The organism is Parvularcula sp. IMCC14364 (genome assembly GCF_030758415.1).
GTDB lineage: Bacteria > Pseudomonadota > Alphaproteobacteria > Caulobacterales > Parvularculaceae > Aquisalinus.
This window is the reverse complement of sequence record NZ_CP132334.1, coordinates 3,145,465-3,160,599: the sequence shown is the minus strand read 5'-3', so window position 1 is coordinate 3,160,599 and position 15,135 is coordinate 3,145,465. Positions and strand designations below refer to the sequence as shown.

The 15,135-nt window shown below is 48.5% G+C and carries 15 protein-coding genes; 10 read left to right on the top strand and 5 right to left on the bottom strand.

Translation table 11 applies throughout. From position 1 onward, the window contains the following. Positions 1-2: 2 nt before the first annotated feature. Genes dnaQ through RAL90_RS14785 form a run of 4 tightly spaced genes read right to left on the bottom strand, consistent with a single transcriptional unit; the run spans position 3 to position 3,643 of the window. The gene (gene dnaQ / locus RAL90_RS14800) at positions 3-695 is read right to left on the bottom strand and encodes a DNA polymerase III subunit epsilon (protein WP_306251995.1); all 693 of its coding nucleotides are present in this window, start codon (positions 693-695) and stop codon (positions 3-5) included. A gap of 53 nt (positions 696-748) precedes the next feature. After that, positions 749-2,194, bottom strand: coding sequence for a shikimate dehydrogenase (gene aroE / locus RAL90_RS14795; RefSeq protein WP_306251993.1), 1,446 nt, complete (start codon positions 2,192-2,194; stop codon positions 749-751). Continuing rightward, positions 2,178-2,792 carry a nucleoside triphosphate pyrophosphatase gene (locus RAL90_RS14790; protein ID WP_306251991.1) on the bottom strand — a complete coding sequence of 205 codons (615 nt, stop codon included), beginning with the start codon at positions 2,790-2,792 and terminating at the stop codon, positions 2,178-2,180. Before RAL90_RS14790 ends, aroE begins: the two co-directional genes overlap by 17 nt. Next, positions 2,789-3,643, bottom strand: a complete 855-nt coding sequence (locus tag RAL90_RS14785; protein WP_306251990.1) for a pyruvate, water dikinase regulatory protein — start codon at positions 3,641-3,643, stop codon at positions 2,789-2,791. Before RAL90_RS14785 ends, RAL90_RS14790 begins: the two co-directional genes overlap by 4 nt. Before the next feature lie 380 nt (positions 3,644-4,023). Between RAL90_RS14785 and hemE the strand changes: the two genes are divergently transcribed. From hemE to rho, 3 genes are all read left to right on the top strand, one after another. Further along, the gene (gene hemE / locus RAL90_RS14780) at positions 4,024-5,046 is read left to right on the top strand and encodes a uroporphyrinogen decarboxylase (protein ID WP_306251988.1); all 1,023 of its coding nucleotides are present in this window, start codon (positions 4,024-4,026) and stop codon (positions 5,044-5,046) included. Between the two features lie 28 nt (positions 5,047-5,074). Then, a complete protein-coding gene (gene hemJ, locus RAL90_RS14775; protein ID WP_306251986.1) occupies positions 5,075-5,521 on the top strand; it encodes a protoporphyrinogen oxidase HemJ in 447 nt (148 codons plus the stop codon). A 143-nt stretch (positions 5,522-5,664) separates the two neighbouring features. After that, positions 5,665-6,936, top strand: a complete 1,272-nt coding sequence (gene rho, locus RAL90_RS14770) for a transcription termination factor Rho (RefSeq protein WP_372340385.1) — start codon at positions 5,665-5,667, stop codon at positions 6,934-6,936. Here the strand turns inward: rho and RAL90_RS14765 are convergent. After that, complete coding sequence (locus RAL90_RS14765) at positions 6,922-7,902, bottom strand: glycerophosphodiester phosphodiesterase family protein (RefSeq protein ID WP_306251983.1); 981 nt, start codon at positions 7,900-7,902, stop codon at positions 6,922-6,924. The genes rho and RAL90_RS14765 overlap by 15 nt on opposite strands. Before the next feature lie 159 nt (positions 7,903-8,061). On the opposite strand from RAL90_RS14765, the gene RAL90_RS14760 reads away from it, so the two are divergent. From RAL90_RS14760 to RAL90_RS14730, 7 genes are read left to right on the top strand one after another with little or no spacing between them, the layout of a single operon-like run. Beyond that, on the top strand, positions 8,062-8,313 hold the full coding sequence (locus RAL90_RS14760) for a DUF6489 family protein (RefSeq protein ID WP_306251981.1): 252 nt from the start codon (positions 8,062-8,064) through the stop codon (positions 8,311-8,313). Next, a complete protein-coding gene (gene mnmE / locus RAL90_RS14755; RefSeq protein ID WP_306251980.1) occupies positions 8,303-9,646 on the top strand; it encodes a tRNA uridine-5-carboxymethylaminomethyl(34) synthesis GTPase MnmE in 1,344 nt (447 codons plus the stop codon). The genes RAL90_RS14760 and mnmE overlap by 11 nt, the downstream gene beginning before the upstream one ends. Before the next feature lie 60 nt (positions 9,647-9,706). Further along, on the top strand, positions 9,707-11,587 hold the full coding sequence (gene mnmG, locus RAL90_RS14750) for a tRNA uridine-5-carboxymethylaminomethyl(34) synthesis enzyme MnmG (protein ID WP_306251978.1): 1,881 nt from the start codon (positions 9,707-9,709) through the stop codon (positions 11,585-11,587). Next, positions 11,580-12,227, top strand: a complete 648-nt coding sequence (gene rsmG / locus RAL90_RS14745; RefSeq protein ID WP_306251976.1) for a 16S rRNA (guanine(527)-N(7))-methyltransferase RsmG — start codon at positions 11,580-11,582, stop codon at positions 12,225-12,227. Before mnmG ends, rsmG begins: the two co-directional genes overlap by 8 nt. Further along, a complete protein-coding gene (locus RAL90_RS14740) occupies positions 12,220-13,041 on the top strand; it encodes a ParA family protein (RefSeq protein WP_306251974.1) in 822 nt (273 codons plus the stop codon). The genes rsmG and RAL90_RS14740 overlap by 8 nt, the downstream gene beginning before the upstream one ends. 9 nt (positions 13,042-13,050) lie before the next feature. Beyond that, positions 13,051-13,953, top strand: a complete 903-nt coding sequence (locus RAL90_RS14735) for a ParB/RepB/Spo0J family partition protein (RefSeq protein WP_306251972.1) — start codon at positions 13,051-13,053, stop codon at positions 13,951-13,953. A 58-nt stretch (positions 13,954-14,011) separates the two neighbouring features. Then, on the top strand, positions 14,012-15,100 hold the full coding sequence (locus tag RAL90_RS14730) for an alanine--glyoxylate aminotransferase family protein (RefSeq protein WP_372340484.1): 1,089 nt from the start codon (positions 14,012-14,014) through the stop codon (positions 15,098-15,100). The last annotated feature ends 35 nt before the right edge of the window (positions 15,101-15,135 follow it).

Below are 15,135 nucleotides of genomic sequence, written 5' to 3'. Positions count from 1 at the left end.
ACTCAGGTATATTTTTCCCAAAGAGGCTGATCCATTTCAGAAATAAATTCTGCGTGGGCAGCTTCTTCTGGTGCATTCGAATATAGTGATAGCGCGGTTGGGCGTTGCAAGGTTATACGTGCTGAAGCTGTCTCTTCCTCCGTGCGCCCCATAGTTGCGAAGTCCAGTCCAGCCTGTGCACCGCCCGTGAGTTCGATATAGACTTCTGCAAGAAGCCGTGAGTCAAGCAGGGCGCCATGCCCGTATCGCTCTCGCTCGGCTGTATCTACCCCAAAGCGCGAACACAGAGCATCAAGTGACGCAGGTGAGCCTGGAAATTTACGCCGCGCAATTTGCAACGTGTCAGTTATATCATTTCCAAGGCGGCCAAGGCCCGCATTTTCCAACTCCCACTGCATAAATCGCATATCAAATTGTGCATTATGAGCAATTAATTCTGCGCCCTCTACGAACTCAAGGAAAGCTGGCCCGATAGTATCATGTGCAAAAACAGGTTTGTCACTGAGAAATTCCGTAGAGAGACCGTGAACCTTAAATGCCTCATCCGGCATCTCTCTTTGCGGATTCACATAGACATGAAACGTCCGCCCGGTCACAGCACCGCGCATTAGTTCAACAGCGCCAATCTCTACAACCCTGTGGCCTTCTTCGGGTTTGAACCCGGTTGTTTCAGTATCAAATACAATTTGCCTCATACTCGCAGAGCAGCACCATTCGGCTTCAGCCACAAGCCAGACTATGATGTCTCCTATTGGTATTTTTCCAGAATATCCCTGTAAATATGCCGGATTTGCAGTGCACTTTCTGCAAGGCTTGCATCCGTACGGACCACATGATCTGCCAGAAATATCTTCTCTTCTTCGGGCATCTGGCGAGATATAAGAGCTGAAAGTTTTTCTTCCGTCATGCCGGGTCTTTCAAGCACACGTGCCCGGCGAACATCTTGGTCTGCAGTAACAACGACGATCTCATCAAATTCATAAGACTGCCCTGTTTCAAAAAGAAGGGGAATATCCAGAACGATGGCCTTTGCGTTGTCCCCCATTGCTCGTTCAATAAACGCTGCCCGATCCCGTCCAACCAGGGGGTGTACTATCTTCTCCAGGACCTTAAAGTCATCCGGGTATTGAACAAGATGGCTGGATAATTTATCTCGGGACACCGCCCCGCCAATCACCGTTCCCGGAAATTTTTCCGATATAGGCTGAACAGCACCACCACCTGCACTGTATAATCTGTGAACACCACTATCCGCATCCCAGATATATGCACCTTCTTCTTCAAATACTTTAGCTGCAGTTGATTTCCCCATGCCTATTGAACCCGTAAGCCCGATCAACACAGGTGCCGCTCCAGGATTTGTCAACCTCTCAAGCAGAATGCTCTCAAGTTCTGCGGTAACCTCTGGCGTTTTACCGAACCACTTCTCGAAGCCAGGAACAGCCTGATGCATAAGCATCCCCAGTCCATTCTGATATCTTAGCCCCCTGTGATGAGCCGTATGAAGAAAGTGAGTTTGTGCAGGTGTGTAAACGATATCGACGGCAATTAATGAATCCTGTGCATTCGTAAAATCTATTTCGAGGTCGGGGAAATTTGCCATCCCCATAGCAGAACAGTTTATGACAACATCTGCATCCACTAGGACTTTTTCTTTGTCCGACCAGCTACAGGTCGCTGAAATGAAAGAGAATTTTTCTGCCAGATCACTGGCCTTTCTATCTGTTCTATTCGTTACAACGACTTTTCTATATCCGATATTTTTCAGCGCAAGACAAACTGCCGGGGAAGCTCCACCTGCACCCACAACAAGCGCCAGATTCTTTTTATCGCCCGGTTCTATTATTTGTTTTAGCGATTCTTCAAAGCCAAATACATCTGTATTCTCAGCATAAGTAAGGCCATTGGCGAATGTAAGTGTATTTGCAACACCAAGTTGCATTACGGTCGGGGATAATTCATCAGCATACCTGCAAGCACGCGCTTTATGCGGCAGCGTTACGTTTGCGCCAGCATAGCCAAAATCACGCAAGTTCCTGACAGTATCCTGAAATGCACTATCCAAATCCGGACAATATATAGCTTCACACGAGCCAGTTTCCGAATATGCACCTCGCCAGAAAGCATGAATATGCGGTGACAATGAATGCGAGATGGGTGCGCCGATGACAGCAGTTTTAGTTCTGCCGTTCATTGGAAAACCCTGTTAACTTTTCTTTTTGAAGAAATCTCAATAACGGCAGGAGAGGCAGCCCTAAAATAGAAAAGTAACTTCCCCTGATATCTTCGAACAATTGAATACCATAACTCTCAAGTTGATAGGCACCAACAGACGTGAGTACATTTTCGCCAGCACATTCAAGATAAGTGCAAATCTCCACATCTGTCAGTTTACGCATCTTCAATTCCGGTACATCGGTACAGGACCAGATGATCGTATTTTCCCTGGCAATACAAAGACTCGTATGAAGAACATGTGTTTTGTTGGAAAAGTGTTTTAGCCGTTCAGTTGCTTCGTCCATAGATTTTGGCTTATCAAAACCCTCCCCTTTGAGACCGAGTATCTGATCAGCACCAATTATATATGAGCTTGGGTTCGAAGAACTGACTGCAAGTGCTTTTGCCTGCGCAAGGGAAGTTGCAATCTCAATCAGAGGGCAACCTGACATCTCTTGCTTGATCTTATCTTCATCCACATGGCTGTCGGCAACCTCAAAGGACACTCCGGCATTTTCAAGAAGCTGCCTACGCGCTTTGCTTTTTGACGCTAGAATTAATGGACACGCTATCATTTGCCAGCTCGTTTGGCAGAAAGGCGCGAAATAATTTCTGCTGCTGTTTCTTCAACCGATCTGTTGGTCACATTGATGACAGGCCATCCTTTCCGGGCAAACAACCTTTTTGCCTTTATGATTTCCTTTCGAATCTCATCCTGATCAGAATAGGTACCAGCGTGATCGGGCGCCGATATGTTTTTAAGCCGTGTCCCACGTATCTGCGCCAAGCGATCTGGCGCTGCTGTTAATCCTACAACCAATGGATGCTTTAATGTTTCCAGTTCTTTAGGATGCTCTTGAGTCGGCACCAGTGGAATATTCGCCGCTTTGTATCCACGATTAGCGAGATACATGCAGGTTGGTGTTTTGGACGTGCGGCTAACACCGACAAGAACCACATCTGCCGTCTCAAGATCCCACACCATCTGCCCATCATCATGTGCCAATGTATAATCCAATGCACCAATACGTCGGAAATAATCTTCATCAAGAGTATATTGAGCACCTGTTCGCAATGTCTGTTCAAGTCCGAGATAGTCAGCAAAAGCGTTCAGCAACGGATCAAGAACGGAGATTGCAGGGACCTGCAATTCTGCACATTTGACTTCCAGATGACGCCGCAGTTCAGGATCAACAATCGTGAACATGACAAGCCCTGGAGAACTCTCAATCCGCGCCAACACCTGATTCAGTTGTTTTTTGGATCGCACAAGCGAGGAAACGTGCTCAAGGGGTTTTGCCGCATCAAACCTTGAACTGACAGATTTAAGAACAGTGTTTAGTGTCTCACCCGTTGAATCCGAAACAAGATGTACGTGAAAATATGTTCGCGGCTTGCGGGAAGCTAATGATGCAGTTGTGGACATTCTGTGAATAACTCGATCAGAATTGGTGTGCGTGAAGAAGTCTTTGCATCATGGCATACTCGTCCCCAAATTCCATCTTTTCTCGAGTTAACCACTTGGAAAGACTTCTTACCAAATCCTTAATCCACAATTCATAACAGACCATTTTTCCGAGGCATACTCCACAGTCATATCCGGGTAATACCTTGGTATGGCTTTATATCTCACAGATTTCCACAGCTTCAACATCGTTATAATCAGCCGGAAAAGCTGTTGGAAAAATCTGGATTATTTTCGTCAGGCTGATACTCAACATTTTCAACAGGGTTATGAGTCTGATTATTTATTTAGTAATAGGATTCTAGAGGGTGGCGGTGGAGTCATCGGGAAGTTAAGAGAGTATGACACAGTCAGCATTCATTCGAGCTGTTAAAGGCGAAGTTATCAGGCAAAAGCCAGTATGGTTCATGCGTCAGGCAGGAAGATATCTTCCTGAATATCGGGCAACACGGGCTAAAGCCGGGTCTTTTCTCAACCTTTGTTTTAATCCCGAATTGGCAGCCGAAGTAACACTTCAACCGATTGATCGATATGATCTTGATGCTGCTATTCTTTTTGCCGATATATTGTTGCTGCCGATGTTCATGGGGCAGGAGCTTTCTTTTGAAACCGGTGAAGGTCCCCGCCTTAAACCCGCCTTAATAGACGAGCCGGTCCATCTTTCTCACGACCGTCTTGAGAAAGGGTTGGCGCCGATTATGGAGACTATCAGGATATGTCGCCGCGAATTATCTGAAGATAAGGCTTTGATTGGATTTGCTGGTGCACCGTGGACAGTTGCCACTTATATGATTGGGGGGCGCGGCATTAAAGATCCGGCTTCGTTTCGAAGCTACGCGTATGAACAGCCAGGAAATTTTGACGCTCTAATTTCAGAACTTGAATCTGCAACAATCAACTATCTGAAAAACCAGATCAGGGCTGGTGTAAATGCGGTGCAGCTTTTTGAAAGCTGGGCGAGCGGTTTGCCGGCTGATTTTTTGAGATCCTATTGTCTGGGGCCTGCATGCCGAATTGCAAATGCGATAAAGGCCGAATTTCCTGACGTTCCAGTTATTGTTTTCCCGAAAGGGGCTGGCTATCAGGTGAAGGAATATGCTGTGTCTGGCTGCTTTGATGCGATTGGCCTTGGGACAGAAAGTGATCCGGTCTGGGCGGTAGAGGAATTGTCAGAACATGTAGCGTTGCAAGGCGGGCTCGATCCGCTCCTAGTTGTTCAGGGGGGTGAAAAAATGAGAGCTGCGGCGGAGAAAATTTTATTTGTCTTTGCCGAGAAGCCTTATGTGTTTAATCTCGGACATGGATTTGTTCCACATACGCCGCCAGAGAATGTAGCAGAGCTAGTGAGCTTGATACGCCAGTAAATATAAATGTTGTTACGGATATAAAATAATGCAGGATTTTCTCCTCACTCATTATAACTGGCTGAAATCAATCCACCTGATTGCGGTTATCGCCTGGATGGCGGGCATGATGTATTTGCCGCGATTGTTCATCTATCATCACCAGTCAAAGCCTGGCGGTGAAGCTGCCGAGTATTTCAAAACTATGGAGCGGCGGTTGCTGAAGGGAATTATGAACCCTTCAATGATTGCTGTCTGGGTGTTCGGTATTCTGCTTCTTGTGGCTATCCCGGGATATGTCTCTTCGGCCTGGTTTATTACCAAATTTCTCTGCGTGATCGGCATCTCTGGTGTTCATGGTTTTTATGCAGCGAATGCTAAAAAATTTGCTGTGGATAACAGACCCAGAACAGAAAAGTTCTGGCGGATCATCAATGAAGTCCCCTTTGTACTCCTTATTTTGATCGTTATCATGGTGATTGTGAAACCGTTTTAGGATTAAATCCGTCTGTAACGCTAAGCAAATGACTTGACGGGATCGCTGAACTGATCATATTGCCTAGCAGCTGGCATTCGTCAGTCTTTCCTACATGCCGGAATTATAAATAATTCCCCGTGCATACAGATTCAGGCAAATCCATGATTCCCGAAAAAATTACGCTCGAAGAGCTTAAAGAAAAGTCCGCTGCTTCCCTTCTTGAATTTGCCGAACAGGTTGGCGTCGAAAACGCTTCAGCCAAACGCAAACAGGACATGTTGTTTGCCATACTCAAAGAGCTTGCAGAGAATGAATGCGAAATAACTGGCGTTGGTGTGCTGGAAGTATTGCCAGACGGGTTTGGATTTTTGCGGTCACCTGAAGCAAATTACCTGGCGGGTCCCGATGATATTTATGTCTCACCCACACAGATACGCAAATTTTCACTGAAAACTGGTGACACAGTGATCGGGGAAATTCGCAGTCCCAAAGATGGCGAGCGATACTTTGCGCTGACAAAGGTCGGGACGATAAATTTTGAAGACCCCGAGAAAGCGCGACACAAAGTCCATTTTGACAACCTGACACCCTTATACCCGGATCAGCGCTTGCACATGGAAGTCGAAAAGAAGGAAGGTAAAGACCTTTCCTCCCGTGTCATTGATCTTGTCGCACCATTGGGCAAGGGTCAGCGAGCGCTGATTGTTGCACCGCCGCGTACGGGTAAAACTGTTCTGCTGCAAAATATTGCACATTCCATCACTGCAAATCATCCAGAATGCTATTTGATTGTTCTGCTTATTGATGAGCGGCCTGAAGAAGTGACGGATATGCAGCGGTCAGTTAAGGGCGAAGTCGTATCGTCTACATTTGATGAGCCGGCAACACGGCATGTTGCAGTTTCTGAAATGGTGATTGAAAAAGCGAAACGTCTTGTTGAGCATGGGCGTGATGTTGTGATCCTGCTGGACTCAATTACACGTCTTGGACGTGCCTATAACACAGTGATTCCATCATCTGGTAAAGTGTTGACAGGTGGGGTGGACGCCAACGCGCTGCAAAGACCAAAGCGTTTCTTTGGTGCTGCGCGTAATATTGAAGAGGGTGGCTCACTGACGATCATTGCAACGGCACTGATTGATACCGGGTCCAAGATGGACGAAGTCGTGTTCGAGGAATTCAAGGGCACTGGTAACTCCGAGATTGTTCTTGATCGCAAGGTTGCAGACAAGCGAACCTGGCCGTCAATCGATATTGCGAAATCTGGTACCCGTAAGGAAGATCTCCTCATTGCCCCGCATGACTTGCAGAAAATCTTCGTGCTGCGAAGAATTCTCTCTCCCATGGGCACAACAGATGCGATCGAATTCCTGCTGGATAAACTTCGTCAGACGAAGACCAATTCTGATTTCTTTGACTCAATGAATACCTGATTGCTGAGGAATTAGTGGCCCTATCAGATCAATTCGGTCGGTCATGATATAAGCATCAAGATGTTGAGGTAAGGCCTCGAATTCTTTGTAGTGATTGACACCGGTAGTCCCAGGATCGCCCCTTTCGAAGGGACCAAGTACGATAACCGGTGTATTCACCGATTTTAGCCTGGCTGTCAGCCTATAGGGCCAGCCCCATGTCAGATGACGGTAATTCATCGGCACTGCAAAAACAGTATTATGGCAGGTATCCGGAATAAAGCCGCTCCATCCGGTGAGCATAAAGTGTTTCAGGCATTGTTGGCCTGTATGCCGGCTGGCCGAACGTATTTCTGACTGTTGAGTACGAATTTGCTCAACAGCTCTCCTGCCACTGATGATTGCCATGATCCTTTCATCCCACTTTGGATTTTCGGACATGGTGCTGAGTAGGGCTATCGCATCCTCTGGCTTATTACTCTTCAGATTCAGAATAAAAGTATGCTCAGGAAACTGATCCATAATTTCCCTCAGGGAAGGAATTGCACCGATATATTTTCCTCTGAAAGGATAGGTTCGACCGCTATCAGAAGTATAACCGTATCCAGGGTCCAGCTGCTTGAGTTCGGCTAGGGTGTAATTACGGATATACCCAGAAGCTTCTGTCCGGCAATCCAGTGTGTGATCGTGGAAAACGGCAAAGTGACCGTCTTTTGTGCGTTGTACATCGATCTCATTCACCGCGGCTCCAGCGTCAATCGCAGCTTGAATCGACGGCACTGTATTTTCGATAAAATCATGCTCGGGTGGGTAGATCATCTCTGCAGTGCAACTTTCGTTCGTAAGTCCCTCGTTAAAGAAATTCTGGTGCACGCCGCGATGCGCAATTAATTGAGGAGCGTTTTGTGGTTTAGTCGCCAGGAGGGAGTTATTATTCAGCCAGACGCTAAATATGAGCACCCCAATAACGATAATCAGACGTTGCATTTTCTCTTTGCCTTATTGAGGTGTAAGCCATTAAAAATATGGATTATTTCGCAAAAAAAATGATACTTTTCGTTGGCTTTGGGTTTTCATAACTGATGATATGACATCGAGGCTCAAATGCATCTATGGTTGGGCCAAAGTATGTTTGAGGAGCATTTCATGAAACTAACGATAAATGTTGATTGTACACCAGAAGAGGCACGGACATTTTTTGGCTTGCCAAACGTCAAGCCTGTGAATGAGTTGTTGGTAAACAGCCTCGAAGAACGTGTCAGGGAAGAAATTGATACGTTATCTGACCCCCAGAAATACTTTGATCGGCTGATGCAAATGGGCGGTACTGGCGTCGATAATATGCAGAAAATGTTTTCAGGATTGATGGCAGCCGCTACGAAGCCGGATGGAAAATGATACAATCTTTGCGCTGTCATCCGGCGCGGGCAAAGCTGGCGTTGCTGTCTTCCGGATCAGCGGTCCGGGAGCGAGCGGGACGCTTGAATTATTCAGTGGTAAAAAGTTGCCGGCTCGAGAGGTCAGCTTTTCCAGACTAACTGATCCTAAAAGCACGAAGCTGATCGATAGTGGGATTGTTTTCTGGTTTGCAGGACCAGCGAGCTTCACCGGTGAGGACATGGCTGAAATGCAGGTCCATGGCTCTCGCGCTGTAATAGATGAAATGATGAGGGCCTTGTCGGGATCTGGTTTGAGGCCAGCAGAACCCGGTGAGTTCACCATGCGGGCCTTCAGAAATGGCAAGATTGACCTGGCGCAATCAGAGGCCCTAGCAGATCTTATCGATGCCGAAACAATCCATCAAAAACAACAGGCTTTGCAGCAGGTAGATGGCCGACTCTCTGCCTTGGCTATGAATTGGTATCAACAATTACTGGGCTGTCTGGCGCCTCTCGAGGCTGGAATAGATTTCCCGGACGAAGAAGATGTTCCTGTTGATATTGAAAATACAGCCGTCCCCGTTATCAGAAAATTTATTCAGGAACTTTCGTTCTATCTGGAGGAGGGCAAGAAGGCGCGGCGTGTAAGAGAGGGCGTCAGCGTGGTCCTTATTGGCGCGCCTAATGCCGGGAAGTCATCGCTCTTGAATTATTTGGCCGGGAGTGAGGTTGCCATAGTCTCAGACATACCCGGCACCACAAGGGACTTGATTGAGGTGCGTCTGGACATCAAGGGCGTGCCAGTTAGCATGGTTGATACTGCAGGGTTGAGATCACAAAGCGCAGATAGGATAGAAGAAGAAGGAATGCGGCGGGCGCGCCAGCGGGCAGCCAATGCTGATCTGCGCATATGCCTTATTGACGGTAGTGTGGAGAATCAACTGAGATTGAGTATCCTTCGGGATCTGGGCCCAGGCGATGTTGTTTTAATTACCAAGGCTGATTTGGCTTCTGCTTCTGATATTGGATGCAATATTGAGCATCACAAGCACTTTGCCATATCAACGAAAACAGGTGATGGTGTGAAGCCTTTTATACTCCACCTAGAAGCAGTCATTGCGGAGCTTTGTGGCAGTATTGAAGAACCACGCCTGACACGAGCGAGGCATATCCATGCGGTGCAGGAGGCGAGGCAGTCTCTGCAAAGATCACTCAATTATGTCGTTGAGCAACCTGAACTGGCAGCAGAAGATGTGAGGCTTGCTATGCGGCATCTTGGGTCGATAACGGGTATGGTCGATGTTGAGGATGTTCTAGGTGAGATATTCTCATCTTTCTGCATCGGAAAGTAAGACTTGTTTCACGTGAAACATGTCGCCACATAGGGGTCGAAATTCTCCTGTGTGGGCTTAATGGTGACCTCTTTTGATTACGATGTGATTGTTATCGGCGGCGGACATGCCGGCTGTGAAGCGGCATCCGCATCTGCGCGCCTTGGTGCAAGGACATTGCTGGCAACGCATAAGCTTGAGACAATCGGTGAAATGTCATGCAATCCAGCGATCGGGGGACTGGGTAAAGGGCACCTCGTTCGTGAGATCGATGCCTTGGGCGGTCTGATGGGCGAGATAATCGACCAGTCCGGTATTCAGTTCAGAATGCTCAATAAATCCAAGGGTCCAGCGGTTCGGGGCCCTAGAGCACAGGCCGATAGAGCGCTTTACAGAAAGCATATGCAAGAAGCGCTGGCCGGACAGGAAAATCTGGTCATCAGGGCCTATGCCATCGAAGACCTTATCGTGGAGAAGGGCCGCTGCACCGGTGTCGTTACAGAAGGCGGAGAACATATCCGCGCTGCATCGGTTGTATTAACGACCGGCACTTTTCTCAAAGGTATGATCCATATTGGTGAAAAGCGGATACCGGCTGGCCGGGTTGATGAGAAACCCGCAATCGGACTTTCAGACAGACTGTATGGATTGAATCTGAAAATGGGACGGTTGAAAACGGGCACACCTGCCCGTTTGGATGGTCGGACCATTGATTGGCAAAGTCTGGAAATGCAACCCGCTGATGAGCGACCTGTGCCGTTTTCTTTCCTGAATTCAAAGATTACTGTCCAGCAGATTTCATGTGGCATCACGCACACTACGCAAAAGACGCATGACATAATCGCTGAAAATATAAAAAAATCCGCTGTCTATAGTGGAAATATCGCCGGGCGTGGTCCGAGGTATTGTCCATCTATCGAGGATAAAATCATGCGCTTTGCAGAACGGCAGAGCCATCAGATTTTTCTCGAGCCTGAGGGCCTGACCGATGATCTGGTCTATCCAAATGGTATTTCGACCTCATTACCGGAGGATGTTCAGGCCGCGTTTTTGGAGTCTATTCCCGGCCTGGAGCGTGCGCGTATCGTGCGTCATGGCTACGCGATTGAATATGATTACGTGGATCCGAGAGAACTGACACTTGCCCTACAGGTAAAGTCCTTGCCGGGCTTATACCTTGCCGGCCAAATCAATGGCACTACTGGATACGAAGAGGCAGGGGCACAGGGCCTTATGGCTGGTTTGAATGCCGCGCTTTGTGTTTCGGGTGATGACTTATTCACGCTTGATCGGTCTGAGGCCTATATTGGCGTCATGATCGACGACCTTGTAACGAAAGGCGTCACAGAACCCTATCGCATGTTCACATCACGAGCTGAGTACAGGTTATCCCTTCGTTCGGATAATGCGGATCAACGACTGACACCATTGGGTATCAGGCTTGGATGCTTTGACGGCAAGCGTGAAGAGATGTTTCACGTGAAACAGAACCAGCTCATAGAAGCACGGGCATGGGCATCGGGCACGTTGATGACGCCCAATGAAGCAGCAAAGCACGGAATCAAAGTGAATCAGGATGGGCGCAAACGAAGCGTTTTGGAGTATCTTGCCTATCCCGACCTTGATGCTGAAAAGTTAACGGCAGTCTGGCCTGAACTTGGAAGCTGGCCCCCAGATATTGTCGAGCAACTTGAAATTGATGCCACTTATGCTGGATATATGGATCGGCAGAAGGCGGATATTGTAGCCTTCAGAAAAGATGAAAAACTGAAGATTCCATCCGATTTTTCTTATGAGATGGTGACAGGTCTATCCAATGAAGTGCGGCAGAAGCTTGTTGCTGCAAGGCCCCAAACAATCGGACAGGCAGGTCGAATTGAAGGAGTAACGCCCGCGGCGCTGGCTCTGTTATTGGCGACAATGAAGAAATCTTCCATCGGAAAACGTCATAATCATGGGTGACGCAGCTTTCGATTCAAGTGAATTCCTGGCGACGTGTAATATTTCACGTGAAACACGCGAGATGATTGAAATTTTTGACAGTATGTTTGTCGCTTGGACGGGCCGGCTGAATCTTGTTGCGAAGTCTACAATAAGTGACAGGTGGTCGCGTCACTACCTGGACTCTGCTCAGCTTTTGCCCCTCATGCCGGGTGACGCGAAAGTTGTTATGGATTTTGGCAGCGGGGCAGGTTTCCCCGGTCTTTTCCTGGCAATTCTGTGTGCCCATGATCATACACGGTCACATCAACATTATTATCTTGTTGAGAGCATTTCGAAGAAATGTGCTTTCCTGCGTGAGGTGGTTGCGGCGCTTGGGCTGACAAATGTCACGATACTCAATCAGCGCATTGAGGACATCAAAAAGCCTGCGAAAGCAGATATTATTACGGCACGTGCTCTGGCAGGGCTCGACAGATTACTCGATTATAGTGCGAGATTTATGCACAAGAGATCGATTTGTCTTTTCCTCAAGGGCGAAAAGGCGCAAGAAGAGATCGAAGCTGCGCAGGTTAACTGGCTGATGGACGTTTCCAGCCATAAAAGCCAGACACATGAGGCAGCGGCCATACTGGAGATCAGGAACCTGTCACGTGCCTGAAAACAAGTTTTCTTCAAAGACTGGCCATACCGGTGGTGTAAGGGTTCTTTCTGTCGCCAACCAGAAGGGTGGCGTCGGAAAAACAACTACAGCTATCAATCTCGGCACGGCATTGGCTGCCGTCGGGGAGAAAGTTCTCATTATTGATCTTGACCCTCAGGGTAATGCCTCAACCGGGCTTGGCATTGATGGTAGCCGACGCGAGACAACGACTTATGATGTAATCATGGGCGATGCTGCTCTGGCCGATGCCGTTCAGGCAACGAAAGTCCCAAGGTTGAGTGTAGCACCTGCTGGGGTCAATCTTGCGGGCGCTGAGATAGAACTGATCGACGAACAAGATCGGCATTTCTGTCTTTCAAGAGCAATAAGTCGCTTCATTCAGATCAGTCCCGACATCACCTATATCATGATTGATTGCCCACCATCCCTCAGTCTACTGACGATAAATGCGATGGCTGCTTCAGATGCCGTCATTGTGCCATTGCAATGTGAATTTTTTGCCCTCGAGGGATTGTCCCAAATTCTCAGAACGATCGACAAAGTGCGCGAGAGGATAAACCCTGGCCTGGAATTGCAGGGGATTGTGCTGACCATGTATGACCGGCGCAATAATCTCTCGCAACAGGTTGAGGACGACGTGCGCTCACATATGGGGGCCAAGGTTTATCAGACGGCGATCCCGAGAAATGTGCGTATTTCCGAAGCGCCATCACATGGGAAGCCTGCGCTTCTTTATGACCTGAAATGTACTGGCAGTCAGGCGTATCTCAGGCTTGCAAGTGAAGTAATTCAGCGCGAGCGCGCTGCGTAGGAGGTAGAGATGGCCAAGAAAGGTTTGGGGCGGGGGCTTGATGTATTGCTCGGCGAGGCAACGCCGCACGCGAGAGATGCGGTCCCTGCTGCTGGCGTGCAGGAGAAATTGCCCATCGAATTTATTATTCCTGATCCGAAACAGCCCAGAAAGACATTCTCCGATGAGGCTATTGATGAATTGGCTGCCTCAATAAGCGAGAAAGGTATGTTGCAGCCTATTCTGGTTCGCCCAGATGATGATGAGCCAAATAAATACCGTATCGTAGCAGGGGAGCGTCGCTGGCGGGCTGCACAAAGGGCGAAACTGCATGAGGTGCCAGTTATTATCCGTATATTTTCTGATGCGGAAACCGCCGAGATCGCACTTATCGAAAATCTGCAACGTGTTGATCTGAATCCGATGGAGGAAGCGGAGGCCTACGCTCATCTGGGCGAAGCTCATACGCGCAATCAAAATGAGATAGCTGACGCTGTCGGGAAAAGCCGGAGCCATGTTGCCAACATGATGCGTCTTTTGAAGTTGCCGGAAAGTGTGCGATTGATGGTGCGCGAAGGCGCGCTTTCTATGGGGCATGCGCGCGCGCTTCTGGCAAGTGAAAGCCCGCAAACAATTGCAGAACAGATTGTCAAAAAAGGACTATCCGTACGCCAGACAGAGAAGTTGGCCAAACAGCCTCTTGGCAAGGATCGCGCTGAAAGCGATCCTTCCAGATCCGGGAAGAAAGATAAGCCTTCAACCTCAAAGAAAGACGCCGACACACGTGCTTTGGAGCGCGACCTTGCGGAAGCGCTTGGTCTGGATGTTGGCATTGAGCACAAAGGCAAAAAGGGTGGCAAACTTTTCATTGATTACCGGTCTCTGGATCAGCTTGATGAAGTGTGTCGCCGCCTGATGAATGTATCTGTGTAATCTGGAGAGATTGATGTCCGTTCGTTTCAAGACTTTTGAGCCTACAGCGAAAACCCTGATGGGCCCTGGCCCGTCAGATGTGTCGCCGCGTGTGCTAACTGCGCAGGCGCGCCAGACTATTGGTCATCTTGACCCTCAATTTGTCGATCTGATGGACGAAATAAAGGCCCTTCTGAGATATGCCTTCCGTACAGAGAACGATGTCACTTTCCCCGTTTCTGCGCCAGGATCCGCAGGAATGGAGACCTGTGTCGTCAATATTGTTGAGCCGGGTGATAAGGTAATTGTTTGTATCAATGGTGTTTTCGGCGGTCGCATGAAGGAGAATATTGAGCGTGCTGGCGGCGTGCCGATTGCGGTAGAGGATGATTGGGGCAAGCCGGTATCAGTTAGTAAACTCGAAGACGTATTGCGGGAAAATCCTGATGCTGTTGCTGTTGGCTTTGTTCATTCTGAGACATCCACGGGTGTCCGATCTGACGCAGAGACGTTATGTTCCCTTGCTCGTGAGCATGCCTGCCTGACGATAGTTGATGCTGTCACAACACTGGGCGGCATCCCGTTGGAAGTTGATGCGTGGGGTATTGATGCCATCTATTCGGGTAGCCAGAAATGCCTGTCAGCGCCGCCGGGCCTGTCTCCCGTCAGTTTTTCAGAGAAGGCGCTTGATAAAATCCGTAACCGGAAGACGAAAGTACAAAGCTGGTTCCTGGATCTCAACCTCGTACTTGGTTATTGGGACGGAGACGGTGGGCGTGCCTATCACCACACGGCACCTGTTAACGCCATGTATGGTCTGCATGAGAGCTTGGTGATTTTACATGAAGAAGGACTCGAAGCCTCTTGGGAAAGGCACCAGCGCCTGCACCAGCAATTACATCAGGGATTGGGAAAGCTGGGTATCGAATATCTGGTTGAGCCGCCATACAGACTCCCGCAGCTGAATAGCGTGTTGATACCAGATCACCTGCAGTCTAGTGAAGCGGATATAAGAAAAAAACTGCTCAATGATCATCAGCTTGAGATCGGGGCAGGGCTGGGCGCTCTTGCCGGCAAGGTCTGGCGAATTGGTTTAATGGGGCATGGGGCGAGTGAAGCAAATGTCAGCAAGTGCCTAGAGGCGCTTGAAACTGTGATGGCTCAATAAAACACGCAGGGCTGTGCTATGCCCTGCTCCTATCT